The sequence below is a fragment of the Ewingella sp. AOP9-I1-14 genome (assembly GCF_052375995.1).
Lineage (GTDB): Bacteria > Pseudomonadota > Gammaproteobacteria > Enterobacterales > Enterobacteriaceae > Ewingella > Ewingella allii.
Map to the genome: position 1 here is coordinate 470,330 of NZ_JBQSVA010000002.1, position 13,934 is coordinate 484,263.

A 13,934-nucleotide genomic window follows, 5' to 3' on the forward strand; every position below is an offset into this window, starting at 1 on the left:
GCCTCAAGACGGCGCGGGCCCTGTGAAGCTTAGCTGCCGATGGCAACACCCACGGTCATATGCAGACCATAGAAAATGGCGCGTCCGATCAGCTCACCGGCAAATACCAGCACGAAGGCCAGAACCAGCGAGGCCACCGCCGGGCGTTTACGCATCACCAGTGGGCAAATCCAGCAGCCCAGCCCGAGTACCACCAACACCACGCGCCATACCGACAGCGCGCCGTATTGCGGGATAAGTGCCGAAGCGGCCTGTACCGAGCTGTTAATGCCTGCCAGACTGGCGCTTTGCATCATCATCACCGCGATACTCGCCACCAGAGCCACCACGCTAATCATCGGCAGCAGCCTGAGTCCGCACCCTTGGATGTTCGCGCCGCGCAGCAGCAAATAGCCCAGCAGCGGGCCGCCAATCAGCACGGTAAGAGCAAAGTTGAGTGCCGTGAAAGCATTGTCCCAGGTCGGCACGGTGTCGATTTCATACACCCGGCACATGGCGTAAACAAAGCCAACGCCCGCCAGCATGGTGACCACCAGCCAAACCTTGCCCAGCGCCTGCGGCATCTTATTCAATACCGCCAGCAGCCAGTAAATGCCGCCCAAAGCGAAGAACAGCGAGCCGCTGCCAATCTCATTACTCAGCGGCGATGCGCCAAGGCGATTTAGCGAGTTGAAGGCGCGCAGCGGCGACCCTAAGTGCAGCACTGAAGCAATAAACGCCACCGCCATCAGCACCCAGAGAAAGAACATAGAAAGGTGAATGCGGCGCGTCTCTTCCCGCGTTCTATTCCCCAACAGCGCGATCGCCAGCACAATAAAACCGCCGACCACGCACTGGCCTAACACCGTAAAGACCATCAAAGGCCATTCATGCCATCCGTTTCCCATCTTAAACCTCCTTCGGGTTAGCTAAGTAACCCGTGGTGTCGCCGACCGGACGGCTGTTCGCGTTCGGCTTAATCACAATATTCGGCTTGGTAAAGTGCGCGCCCGGCAGTGGAGCGACCTGCGCCAGCGTGCCGTATTTCTCGCGAAGCTCTTCAATCGGTGCCATATCCAGCGCGCGCAGCGGGCAAGATTCGACACAAATCGGCTTTTTGCCTTCGGCAATGCGCTCGTAGCAGCCATCACACTTAGTCATGTGCCCCTTAGCCGCGTTGTACTGCGGCGCGCCGTAAGGACAGGCCATGTGGCAATAGCGACAGCCGATGCACACCTCTTCATTGACCACCACGAAGCCATCTTCGCGTTTATGCATCGCGCCGCTCGGGCAGACTTTGGTGCACGCCGGGTCTTCGCAGTGGTTGCAGGAGATAGAGAGGTAGTAGGCATAGACGTTTTGATGCCAGCCGTCGCCGTCCTGCTGCCAGTCGCCGCCGGCATATTCATAAATGCGGCGGAAATTGACGTCCGGCGTTAAGTTTTTGAAATCTTTACAGGCCAGCTCGCAGGTTTTGCACCCGGTGCAGCGGCTTGAATCTATATAAAAACCGTATTGGGTTGTCATAATTTAGTCCTTTAAACCTTCGCCACTTGCACAAGGTTGGTATGAGAAGGATTACCTTTCGCCAGAGGGGAAGGCCGTTGTGAAGTCAGAACGTTGATGCTGCCGGCGCGGTCGATGCGCTTGCTGTCCGGCGAGTACCAGGCCCCTTCCCCGAGAGCCACCACGCCCGGCATCATGCGCGGCGTCACTTTGGCGGCAATTTGCACTTCACCACGCGCGTTGAAAATGCGGATCATATCGCCATTGCTGATACCCCGCGCCGCGGCGTCTAATGGGTTGATCCACATCTCTTGACGGCAGGCCGCTTTGAGCAGGTCGACGTTGCCGTAGGTGGAGTGCACGCGGGCCTTGTAGTGGAAGCCGGTTAATTGCAACGGATAGGTGCTGGCGAGCGGGTCGTCATAGTTTTCAAAACCGGCGGCGTAGACAGGCAGAGGATCGATTACATCATCCTTTTCCAACTGCCACGTAGCGGCGATGTCTGCCAGTTGGGCAGAATAGATTTCGATTTTGCCCGACGCCGTAGCCAGCGGGTTTGCCACTGGGTCTTCGCGGAAGGCTTTATAAGCCACGTGATGGCCCTGGGGGTCGCGCTGTTTGAACATGCCTTGCTGGCGGAAAGTGTCGAAATCCGGCAGCGCCGGAATAGCCTGCATGGATTGAAGGTAGAGATGGCGCAGCCACTCTTCCTGCGTCCGCCCTTCGGTGAACTTCTGCTCCACGCCCATGCGCTTGGCCAGTTCACTGGTCATTTCATAAATGTTTTTGCATTCAAAACGCGGCTTGATGGCCTGATCGGCAAAAATCACGTAGGACATGTTGCCCGCCGAGGCATCAAGGCAGAAATCCATCTGCTCAGAGGCGGTACAGTCCGGTAGCACGATATCGGCGTATTTGGCCGAGGAAGTCATGTGGTTATCAATCACCACAATCATCTCGCACTTTTTATCATCCTGAAGAATATCGTGAGTGCGGTTGATGTCGGAGTGCTGGTTTATCAGGCAGTTACCGGCATAGTTCCAGATGAACTTAATCGGCACATCCAGCTTCTCTTTGCCGCGCACGCCGTCGCGGGTGGCAGTCATTTCCTTGGCGCGGAAAATCGCGTCGGTCCACATAAACATGGAAATGCTGGTCTGAACCGGGTTTTCGAAGGTCGGCATGCGCACAAAAGGCAGGCTGTAAGAGCCTTCACGCGCCCCTGAGTTACCGCCGTTAATGCCCACGTTGCCGGTCAGTATGGCGAGCATGGCTATTGCGCGAGTGGCGGTTTCGCCATTCGAGTGACGCTGTGGCCCCCAGCCTTGGGTGATAAATGCCGGTTTGGCCTGCCCAATTTCGCGGCCTAGCTTGATGATTTTATCAGCCGAAATGCCGGTAATTTTGGCCGCCCAGCTTGGGGTTTTGGCGATACCGTCGGCGCCCTGCCCGAGAATATAGGCCTTATAGTGGCCATTCTTCGGCGCACCCTCGGGTAGCGTTGTCTCGTCGTAGCCGACGCAGTATTTGTCGAGGAAGGGCTGATCTACCAGATTTTCGCTGATCATCACGTGGGCCAGCGCGGCGGCCAGTGCGGCGTCGGTGCCTGGACGGATCGGCAGCCACTCATCTTCGCGGCCTGCACCAGTATCGGTGTAACGCGGATCGATGATAATCATCCGCGCCTTGGATTTTTGCCTCGCTTGTTCAATGTAGTAAGTCACCCCGCCGCCGCTCATGCGCGTTTCGCCAGGGTTGTTGCCGAACAGCACTACCAGTTTGCTGTTTTCAATATCCGACGGGCTGTTGCCATCCGCCCAGCCGCCGTAGGTGTAGTTCAGCCCTTCGGCGATCTGCGCCGAGCTGTAGTCGCCGTAATGGTTGAGGTAGCCGCCGCAGCAGTTCATCAGACGGGCAATCAGCGTCGCGCCCGGTGGCCATGAACGGGTCATGGTGCCGCCCAGCGTGCCGGTGCCGTAGTTGAGATAAATCGCTTCGTTGCCGTACTGGCTGATGATCTTCTTCATGCTGCCGGCGAGGGTGTCGAAAGCCTCCTCCCAGCTGATGCGCACGAATTTGCCTTCGCCGCGCGCGCCGACTCGTTTCATCGGATATTTCAGGCGGTCCGGGTTATACACGCGGCGGCGCATGGAGCGACCGCGCAGGCAGGCACGAACTTGATGCAGCCCTTCATAATCGTCATTGCCGGTGTTATCGGTTTCCACATAGCGAATTTCGCCATCGACCACGTGCATCCGCAACGGACAGCGGCTACCGCAGTTCACGGTACAGGCGCTCCAGACTACTTTTTCATTCTGAGCGGTAGCCGTGGCTGGCGATTGGTCGGCGCGTGCCTGTCGGAATGGCAACGAGATGCCACCGGCAGCGGCGGCCAGGCCAACCAGAGCGGAACTTTTCATCAAGGTGCGGCGGCTTAACCCCGCGCCCTGCGACGCTTTCCCTTGTTTGTTTATCGACATTACTTGCTCCTAAATATCCTCACGGGTGTTGCCCAGAGGCGAAACTTGGTATGGCTAGATGGGCAATGGATCTCTTGGTCCATTGCCTCGGTTTACACTTTTTCTATTTGAATCAGATTGGTATGTTGCGGATTGCCCTTGGCTAATGGCGAGGCGCGATGCGTGGTCAGGGTGTTCATACAGGCGCCGTGATCGACGCGATCTCCGGCCATGTTGGCCTGATGCCAGGCTCCCTGCCCCATCGCCACCACGCCCGGCATGATCCTTGGCGTCACCTTGGCGGCCACTCGCACCTCTCCTCGCCCGTTAAATACGCGCACCGCGTCGCCGTTTTTAATGCCACGGCCCTGTGCATCCAGTGGGTTGATCCATACCTCCTGACGGCAGGCGGCTTGCAAAATATCGATATTGCCGTAGGTCGAGTGGGTACGCGCCTTGTAGTGGAATCCGAACATCTGCAGCGGATATTGGCTGCGCATTGGGTCATCCCAGCCTTCAAAGGTCGAGGCATAAACCGGCAACGGGCTGATGGTTTCGTCCTTCTCCAACTCCCAGCGCGAGGCGATATCCGCCAACGCCGAGGAGTAGATTTCAATCTTGCCGGAAGGGGTTTTCAGCGGGTTAGCCTGCGGGTCTTCGCGGAATTTTTTATACGCGACAAAGTGGCCATTCGGGTCTTTGCGCTTATAGATACCCATCTGGCGCAGCTCTTCATAGGCCGGTAATGTCGGATCTTTGGCGAGCATTTTGGCGTACAGATACTGAAGCCATTCGCGCTGGGTACGGTTTTCCGTAAACTTGCTGTGTACCTCTGGACCAAGGCGACGGGCCACTTCACTCATCACCTCATAAATGCCTTTGCGCTCAAACTTGGGTTTGGTGGCGGGCTGAATGAAGATCAGATACCCCATGTTGCCAGCGTAATCATTCGGGATGATGTCCTCCTGCTCGGTGGTCATCAGATCTGGAAGCAGGATGTCGGCATATTTCGCCGAGGAGGTCATGAAGTTTTCCAGCACGACAATCATTTCGCACTGGCTGTCGTCTTGCAGAATGTCGTGGGTTTTATTTATGTCCGAATGCTGATTGGTGATGGTGTTACCGGCATAGTTCCAGATGAACTTGATCGGCACGTCCAGCTTGGCTTTGCCGCGAACGCCATCTTTTTCGGCCGTCATTTCCGGACCGCGGAAGATAGCGTCGGTCCAGCTAAAGCAGGAGATCTGCGTCTTCACCGGATTGGTTAATACCGGCATACGCTCAATGGTAATGGTGTAAGTGGACTCACGCGCTCCGCTGTTGCCGCCGTTGATGCCCACATTGCCGGTCAGGATTGGCAACATAGCGATAGCCCGCGAAGTCAGCTCGCCGTTGGCTTGGCGCTGCGGCCCCCAGCCCTGAGAAATATAGGCCGGTTTCGTCTGACCCATCTCACGCGCCAGCTTGATAATACGCTCGGCCGGAATACCGGTGATATGTGATGCCCACTCCGGGGTTTTCGCCGTGGCGTCTGCACCTGTCCCTAAAATATAGGCTTTGTAATGACTATTTTCTGGTGCCCCTGCTGGCAACGTTTTCTCGTCATAACCGATGCAATAGCTGTCGAGAAAGGCTTGATCGACCAGATTTTCTGTGATTAACACGTGCGCCAGGCCGGCGACCAAGGCGGCGTCGGTGCCCGGACGAATGGGGATCCACTCATCTTCGCGCCCGGCGGCGGTGTCGGTATAGCGCGGATCGATGACAATCATGCGCGCATTAGATCGCTCGCGGGCCTGTTCGAGGTAGTAAGTGATCCCGCCGCCGCTCATGCGCGTTTCCGCCGGGTTATTGCCGAAAAGTACTACCAGCTTGCTGTTTTCAATATCTGAGGTGCTATTGCCGTCGTTGCTGCCATAGGTGTAAGGCATGGCGCAACTGATCTGCGCGGTACTGTAGGTGCCGTAATGGCTGAGGAAGCCGCCGTAGCAGTTCATCAGACGGGCCACTAAAGAGGCATAAGGCGAGGAGCGCGTAATATTGCCGCCGACGATACCGGACGTATAGTTGATGTAAACCGCTTCATTGCCGTACTTGGCGACGATTCGCTTTAAATTATTGGCAATTTCATCGAAAGCTTCATCCCAGCTGATGCGTTTGAACTTGCCTTCACCGCGCTTCCCTACCCGTTTCATCGGGTAGTTGAGTCGCTCGGGGTGATTCATGCGGCGGCGAATAGAGCGCCCGCGCAGGCAGGCTCGCACCTGATGATCGCCATACTGGTCATTGCCGGTGTTGTCGGTTTCAACCCAATAAACTTCTTCGTCGCGCACGTGCAGCCGCAGAGCGCAGCGGCTGCCGCAGTTGACCGAGCACGCGCCCCAGACCACTTTCTCTGCTGCCTGATGGGCAGCGGGTTGGATGGCATCGGCGACGGCTTTGCGGCTGAATGGTAAACAGACACTCCCCGAAGCCAGCGCTAGCCCGGCAAGAGTTGATGATTTCATCAGGGTACGGCGGCTGATACCGCCTTTTTCGACAGGTTGTGTTGGCTTTTTATCCCGCATGCTCTGCTCCATGTGATTTTCCTGATAGCGAGTCCATGTCGACACGGGCATTGAAGATCAGTTATCAGGTCAGGGAGAGCGGGCTAAGACGTTATGATCAGATGATTTATACCCACTCTTACGCAGGGGATATTACTCATTAGTGGTTAGCAAACTTTGTTTGCTATCAAGAAAGGAGGGCTTTACTTAAGCAGAGCAGTGAATTGTTTCGAGTGGCGCACACTTTAAAACGTAAAAAAGGCGCCCGAAGGCGCCCTTTCGCTATATTATTAAATATATAGCGCTATTAGCCGATCACTTCCAGTCCACGCATGTACGGACGCAGAACTTCTGGCACTTCAATGCGGCCATCTTCCAACTGATAGTTTTCCAGCACGGCAACCAGAGTACGGCCAACCGCTAAGCCAGAACCGTTCAGGGTATGAACCAGACGCGGCTTTTTCTCAGTTTTGCTGCGGCAGCGAGCCTGCATGCGACGAGCCTGGAAATCACCCATGTTGGAGCAGGAAGAGATTTCGCGGTAAGTGTCCTGCGCTGGCAACCAGACTTCTAAGTCATACGTTTTGGTTGAGCCGAAGCCCATATCGCCAGTACACAGCAGCACTTTGCGGTATGGCAGGTTGAGCAGCTGCAACACTTTTTCAGCGTGGCTAGTCAGCTCTTCCAGAGCTTGCATCGAGTCTTCCGGGCGAACAATCTGCACCATCTCAACTTTGTCGAACTGGTGCATACGGATCAGACCACGGGTGTCACGACCGTAAGAGCCAGCCTCGGAGCGGAAGCACGGAGTATGCGCAGTCAGTTTGATTGGCAGTGACTCTTCTTCAACAATCTCGTCGCGCAGCAGGTTGGTCAGTGGAACTTCAGCCGTTGGGATCAGCGCGTAGTTGCTGCTCCCCGCTTCTTCGCCCAAAGGCTTGGTGTGGAACAGGTCTTCACCAAACTTCGGTAATTGACCTGTGCCGAACAGCGTGTCTTGGTTTACCAAGTAAGGTACGTAAGTTTCGCTGTAGCCATGCTGCTCAGTATGCAGGTCCAGCATAAACTGGGCCAGTGCACGGTGCATGCGAGCGATCTGCCCCTTCATCACTACAAAGCGCGAACCCGTCAGCTTAACGGCGGAAGCGAAATCAAGCCCACCGGCCAGTTCGCCCAGTGAAACGTGATCGCGAACTTCAAAGCCATACTGGCGCGGAGTGCCCCAGCGACTGATTTCCTGATTATCGTTTTCATCTTTGCCGGCTGGAACAGAGTCATCTGGCAGGTTCGGGATCGCAGAAGCGATGTCGCGAATAGCCGTCTGCAAAGCATCAAGTTCTGCTTTCGCCGCATCCAATCTCTCACCCAGCTCATTAACTTCCTGACGCAGGGGCTCGATGTCTTCGCCACGGGCTTTCGCTGCACCGATCGATTTCGATCGTGCATTACGTTCTGCCTGCAGAGTTTCCGTTTCTACTTGCAAGACTTTGCGACGTTCTTCTTGAGAACGCAGCGTTTCCACATCGAGTTTAAAACCTCTGCGAGCCAGTTTTTCTGCAACTGCGTCTAGCTCATTACGCAGCAGATTGGGATCGAGCATGCTAATCCTGTACGTGTTGTTTTGAATGTGAATTAGATGAAGCACGCCGCCTGAATAGGCAGCATGTCAAAGAGTTATCAGAAGTAACCTTACCGCAACAGCAATATTAGCGGTAGCGTTTTGTCGGGCTATTTTGATCTTGTTCAGTCAACCATGCCAGCTTTTCACCAATCTTACCCTCCAGACCGCGAGAAGAAGGATAATAGTACTGGGTGTTAGCCATTTGTGGCGGGAAATAGTTCTCACCGGCAGCGTAAGCATTGGGTTCATCATGGGCATAACGGTACTCTGCGCCCAGCCCCATTTCTTTCATCAGCTTGGTCGGCGCATTGCGTAAATGCTCTGGGACGTCGTAGTCAGACTGTTCGCGGGCATCGCGCATCGCGGCTTTAAACGCAGTGTAAACAGCATTACTTTTTGGCGCACAGGCAAGATAGACGATGGCCTGGGCAATCGCCCGTTCGCCCTCGGCCGGGCCGACGCGGGTGAAACAGTCCCAGGCGGCAATTGCTACCTGCATGCCGCGCGGGTCGGCATTGCCAACATCTTCTGAGGCAATAGCCAACAGGCGGCGCGCCACATAGAGCGGGTCACCACCGGCGGTGATAATACGCGCATACCAGTACAGCGCGGCGTCGGGGGATGAGCCGCGCACCGATTTATGCAGCGCGGAGATCAAATCGTAATACCGGTCACCTTTATTGTCGAAACGCGCGCTGCGCTCACCGGAGATCTCCTTCAACAATTCAGGCGTCAGGGTTCTCACGCCTTTTTTGTCGATTTCGGCCATGTCGGCCATCATCTCGATACTATTTAGCGCACGCCGCGCATCGCCGTTGACCAGCTCGGCCAGCATGCGGCGAGTTTCAGCGGGAACCACAATTTTCTGATCGGCGTAGCCGCGCTCTTTGTTGGTCAGCGCCTGCTCGATAACTTTTTCAATATCCTCGGCAGTGAGCGATTTGAGCAGATAGACACGGGCGCGGGACAGCAGTGCCGAATTCAGTTCAAAAGAGGGGTTTTCGGTGGTCGCGCCAATAAAGGTGATGGTGCCATCTTCAATGTGCGGCAAGAAAGCATCTTGCTGGCTTTTGTTGAAACGGTGCACCTCGTCCACAAAGAGGATGGTGCGACGGCCCGCGTCGCGATTCTGCCGCGCACGTTCAATGGCTTCGCGGATCTCTTTGATGCCTGAAGTCACCGCCGAGATACGCTCGACGTCGGCGTTGGCGTAGCGCCCTATCAGCTCCGCCAGCGTCGTTTTCCCGGTGCCCGGCGGCCCCCACAAAATCATCGAATGCAGCTGCCCCGCTTCTATCGCGCGCGGTAGCGGCTTGCCAGCGGCTAAAAGGTGCTGCTGGCCGATGTATTCTGCAAGTGAAACTGGCCGCATTCTTGCGGCCAGTGGCTGGAACTCATTATGGGAAAAATCGAGTGACAGATTACTCAAAGGGACCTCACTGACGCTGGTCGTCCACCGTCACGCCTTTCGGCGGTGTAAATTTGAATTTGGCATCATCAACCGACGCGTTCTGCTCGCCTTTCAGGCTATACGCGCTTTTCTGACCATCTTGCTCCACCGCGGTAAAGCTTTTGATGGTGCCGGTTGGTGTCACGGTGATCGCAAACTGCTTCAGATTACCGGCTGCCGTTTTTGGCGTTAATTCGAAATCATCGCCTTTTTGTTTAACGTTGTACTTGGCCCAGTCACTGCTGTCGTTACGCGTGATCAGCATAAACGGCGTGTTACCGGTGGCGTTTTTCAGCCAAGTTGCCGTGACTTGCTCAACAAATGGGTTGTAGAACCACAGGGTTTTACCATCGGAAACCAGAATGCTTTCATCCGGTGAGGTCATGTGCCAGTTAAACAAGTTAGGACGTTTAACCCACAGTTCACCTTCACCTTGCTGCACGGCGGCGCCGTCATCACTGGTAACGGTTTGCGTGAAACTGGCATGGAAAGTATTCAGCTTGCCCAAGCGACTTTTCAGGTCACTGCTGGCATCGGCTAAAACCGAGGCGGAAGTAAATGCTGTCAATAAACAACCAACAACTAACAATTTTTTCATTCTTATCTCTACCTCAGAAACCATTTTTGATTCAGACGTTGCCTTATGTTAATACACAGGCCCATGTTGCGAACTCTAGCCGAGGCGCTGGCACAAAGGTAGCTCATTCGTCTGAAAAACTAGGGGTTTACGCTTCTTTGCACAAAGGCCGCCATGGCGACCTTTGTGCATTCGACGGTATTATTCGTGAGAAGGTGGGGCTAAGACTTCACGGTTACCGTTGTGGCCCGGCGTACTCACAATGCCCTGTGCTTCCATTTGCTCAACGATACGCGCCGCGCGGTTATAGCCGATGCGGAACTGGCGCTGAACGCCGGAAATAGAAGCACGACGCTTGTCGACCACAAAGGCTACGGCCTGATCAAACAGCGCATCCAGCTCTTCATCGCTGTCCAAACCACCGCCGCCCCCTTCGCCATCTTCACCACCCGCAAGGATGCTGTCGATGTACTTAGGACGCCCGCGCGCTTTCCAGTCCTGAACCACGGCGTGGACTTCCTGGTCACGGACGAATGCGCCGTGAACACGAACCGGAATCGACGAGTTTGGAGCCATGTAGAGCATGTCACCCATGCCCAGCAGGGACTCGGCGCCGCCTTGGTCCAAAATGGTACGGGAGTCAATTTTACTCGACACGGTAAAGGCGATACGGGTCGGAATGTTGGCCTTAATCAAGCCGGTAATAACGTCTACCGATGGGCGCTGAGTCGCCAGAACCAAGTGAATACCGGCCGCACGGGCTTTCTGAGCCAGACGCGCAATCAGTTCTTCAACTTTTTTACCTACCGTCATCATCAGGTCAGCAAACTCATCGACCAACACAACGATAAATGGCTCTTTTTCCAGATAAGGCGGCTCAGCGGCCATGCCATCACCCGGTTTCCAGAATGGGTCGGGGATCGGACGGCCCATGGCTTCGGCTTGCTCAACTCGCTCGTTATAACCCGCCAGATTACGCACACCCAATGCCGACATCAGCTTATAACGACGTTCCATTTCGCCGACACACCAACGCAGCGCATTGGCGGCGTCTTTCATGTCAGTTACCACCTCGGTTAACAGGTGTGGAATGCCCTCATAGACCGAAAGCTCGAGCATTTTCGGGTCAATCATGATGAAGCGAACTTCTTCCGGCGTTGCCTTGTAGAGCATGCTGAGGATCATGGCGTTGACGCCGACCGACTTACCGGAACCGGTCGTACCGGCCACCAGCAAGTGTGGCATTTTCGCTAAGTCAGCCACGACTGGCTCACCAGAGATATCCTTGCCCAGCACGATGGTCAGCGGCGACGGACTGTCTTTGAATTTGTCACAGTCCAGCACTTCGCGCAGGTAAACGGTCTGGCGTTTCTTATTTGGCAACTCCAGCCCGACGTAAGGTTTGCCCGGAATAACTTCAACCACGCGCACCGCAACCGCCGAGAGCGAACGCGCCAAGTCGCGCGAGAGATTCGAAATACGCGCGGCTTTCACGCCCGGCGCCAGATCCAATTCGAAACGGGTGATCACCGGCCCTGGCAGCTTATCGACAACGTCGGCTTTGATGCGGTAATCGTTCAGACGCGCTTCAATCAGGTTGCCCATCTGTTCCAGTGCAAACTCATCCACCGGCTCAGATTCGGCTGGCGGGGAGGTCAACAAATCGAGCGACGGCAGCGGCGTGGTCGGTTTCACCAACGGCTGCTCGTGACGCATCAGGAATGGATGGATCAGGCTATCCATATTCGGCTGAGCAGGTTGAGATTGCTCCGGCGCCTCATATTGTTCGATTGGCTGGTGCTTCGGCGCTGTCTGTCGATAGCTTTGGCCGAAGGTCGGCACTTCTGGCTCATCTTCTTCTTTGTGCGGTGACAGCGTAAACAGAGGTTCGGTTGGCGTGTCATCCACCAAATCCGCCATCGGCGAGAAGGTGAAAGCATCATGCGTGCTGATGTTCATCGCGGCAGCCGCGAGTGCATCCGCCGCCGCAGAAGAGACTGGGTTCTGCTGTGGCGCGCTGTGCTGAGAGTAAGCAGGCTGAGTGTCCTGCTGCTCATCCTGCTGATAACGGTTCTGCTCACGGGCAGCGAAAGCCTGACGAAGCTCGGCTTCTTGCAAGGCCGCCTCTTCATCTTCTTCTGAAGCAACGTGTTCATCGCCATAGCGCTGACTCTGCTGCTCAGCAAACTGCTGGCGCAACGCCGCTTCTTGTAATGCGGCTTGATCATCGCCCTGCTCGCTATCCGCTTCATCTATAACGGGCTGTTGCTGGGCAGCAAGCTGCTCCTGCTGCTCGGCAATGCGTTGTGAAGGTAACTTGATGCCATAAGAAGCCAGCTCACGTCGCGTTGGAATACGCACCGGATTCGGCCTTGGCAGCTCGGGACCCACGCCTTTTTTGACCTGCGAATTGCCGTCACTGACCGCGCTGAAGGCAGGCATAAAGGTATTGCTGGCAGAGCTGGCTGACTGCCCGGCCTGTGCCAAACCTGTCGCCAATGCCGCAGTGGCCGCCAGACTGTTGACTTCGCTGCTGTCGCGCTGGGCGGTGCTGAAGTCAAAAGGTGAACGTTCCGGCTCGGAAGGCGCGCTGGCCTGCCAATTGCCTAAGCGTGGCTCATCGTCATCATAAGATGGCGATTTGGTTGGCTGCTGCGGAGCTGGTGTTTCTTGCGGAATTTCAAAGCTATAGAGCGGCGGTGCGGGAGCAATAGTTGGCTCCGGCGCAGCAGGCATCTCAACTTCAGGTGCTGGCGCCCTCACCTCACTCGCAGCATGCTGAGTCACCTCTGGCGCTGGAGCAGGTGTTTGAACTGGCGCAGTTTCTGGCTGAGTTTTAGCCTCGGCATTGTCATGCAGCGACGGCGCGGAGAACAGTACGTCATCTTCATCATCCACGGCGGCATTGGCCGGTGCGACTTTGGCACTGGCGGTCGCAGCCGCGGCAGCTTTCGCTGCGGCAGAAGGCACGCAGTCAGAGTCGAGTAACGGATCATCATGGCTATCATGAGCAACATTTTCATGGTGATCATCTTCATAGTCATAATCATCGTCACGACGCGAACGGTTGGTCATGAAGGTAGTAACACCCAGCACCACGCCGCCAATTTTCTCTGCAATCGTCAGCCATGACCAGCCGGTAAACAGTGTCAGACCCGCCGCCCAAATACAGAGCAGAACCATGGTCGCGCCGACATTATTAAACCACGGGGTCATCGCCGTGGTCAGCAAACTGCCGATCACGCCGCCTGAGGCAAAGTAATAAAGGTCATCAATATTGAAGGCTGCCAGTCCACAAGACGTGAGAATTAACGCCAGCGTACCAATAAGTCGCAGCGACAAAGAGAAATAGTCGATGTAATCCTGATTATCACGCTGACGAAACGCCGCCCAACACAGGCAAAGCATGATAGGGGGAATAGCGTAAGCTAATACGCCAAAAATGAAGAACAAGGTGTCGGCCATCCACGCACCTACACCACCACCCCAGTTATGAATAGGTCCATGCCATGCGGTCTGCGACCAGCTTGGATCTGAGGGGTTAAAACTCACCAGCGCCGCCATAAGGTAAACGGCGAAAACGGCTACCACTACCAGAACAGCTTCCAACACGCGGCGGCTACTGCTCAGTTTTTTCAGGGTAACGTCTTTATCTTCTGTATATTCCTGGCTCAAGAAAGGCTCTCCAGGTTCCTGTGGGCTGAAAAAGCAACAGCGCCGAGAACGGGCCTCGGCGCCGGGGCTGTATAGATACACAGGAGTGTAGCTAAATTTATAAGGTTTTGCACCTGAACCT

Annotated in this window: 8 protein-coding genes; all 8 read right to left on the reverse strand. The window is 55.5% G+C overall.

All coding sequences use genetic code 11. The annotated features are described in order from the left end of the window. Window positions 1-29 precede the first annotated feature (29 nt). Window positions 30-887: a dimethyl sulfoxide reductase anchor subunit family protein gene (locus ACT3RT_RS07350; RefSeq protein ID WP_353501540.1), complete on the reverse strand. Its 858-nt coding sequence runs from the start codon at window positions 885-887 to the stop codon at window positions 30-32. A gap of 1 nt (window position 888) precedes the next feature. Next, window positions 889-1,506, reverse strand: a complete 618-nt coding sequence (locus ACT3RT_RS07355; RefSeq protein WP_100937623.1) for a DMSO/selenate family reductase complex B subunit — start codon at window positions 1,504-1,506, stop codon at window positions 889-891. Window positions 1,507-1,517: 11 nt separating this feature from the next. Next, a complete protein-coding gene (dmsA, locus tag ACT3RT_RS07360) occupies window positions 1,518-3,965 on the reverse strand; it encodes a dimethylsulfoxide reductase subunit A (RefSeq protein ID WP_496202748.1) in 2,448 nt (815 codons plus the stop codon). 92 nt (window positions 3,966-4,057) lie between these two features. After that, window positions 4,058-6,511 (reverse strand): selenate/tellurate reductase subunit YnfE, encoded by a 2,454-nt coding sequence (gene ynfE, locus ACT3RT_RS07365; RefSeq protein ID WP_496202917.1) that lies wholly within the window; start codon window positions 6,509-6,511, stop codon window positions 4,058-4,060. Between the two features lie 286 nt (window positions 6,512-6,797). Beyond that, a complete protein-coding gene (gene serS, locus ACT3RT_RS07370) occupies window positions 6,798-8,090 on the reverse strand; it encodes a serine--tRNA ligase (RefSeq protein WP_353501538.1) in 1,293 nt (430 codons plus the stop codon). Window positions 8,091-8,196: 106 nt separating this feature from the next. After that, the gene (locus tag ACT3RT_RS07375) at window positions 8,197-9,540 is read right to left on the reverse strand and encodes a replication-associated recombination protein A (protein WP_485902695.1); all 1,344 of its coding nucleotides are present in this window, start codon (window positions 9,538-9,540) and stop codon (window positions 8,197-8,199) included. A 7-nt stretch (window positions 9,541-9,547) separates the two neighbouring features. Then, complete coding sequence (gene lolA / locus ACT3RT_RS07380) at window positions 9,548-10,159, reverse strand: outer membrane lipoprotein periplasmic chaperone LolA (protein WP_034789137.1); 612 nt, start codon at window positions 10,157-10,159, stop codon at window positions 9,548-9,550. Window positions 10,160-10,339: 180 nt separating this feature from the next. Beyond that, entirely contained in the window at window positions 10,340-13,813 is a 3,474-nt protein-coding gene (locus ACT3RT_RS07385; protein WP_496202749.1) for a DNA translocase FtsK 4TM domain-containing protein, read from the reverse strand. Between the last annotated feature and the right edge of the window lie 121 nt (window positions 13,814-13,934).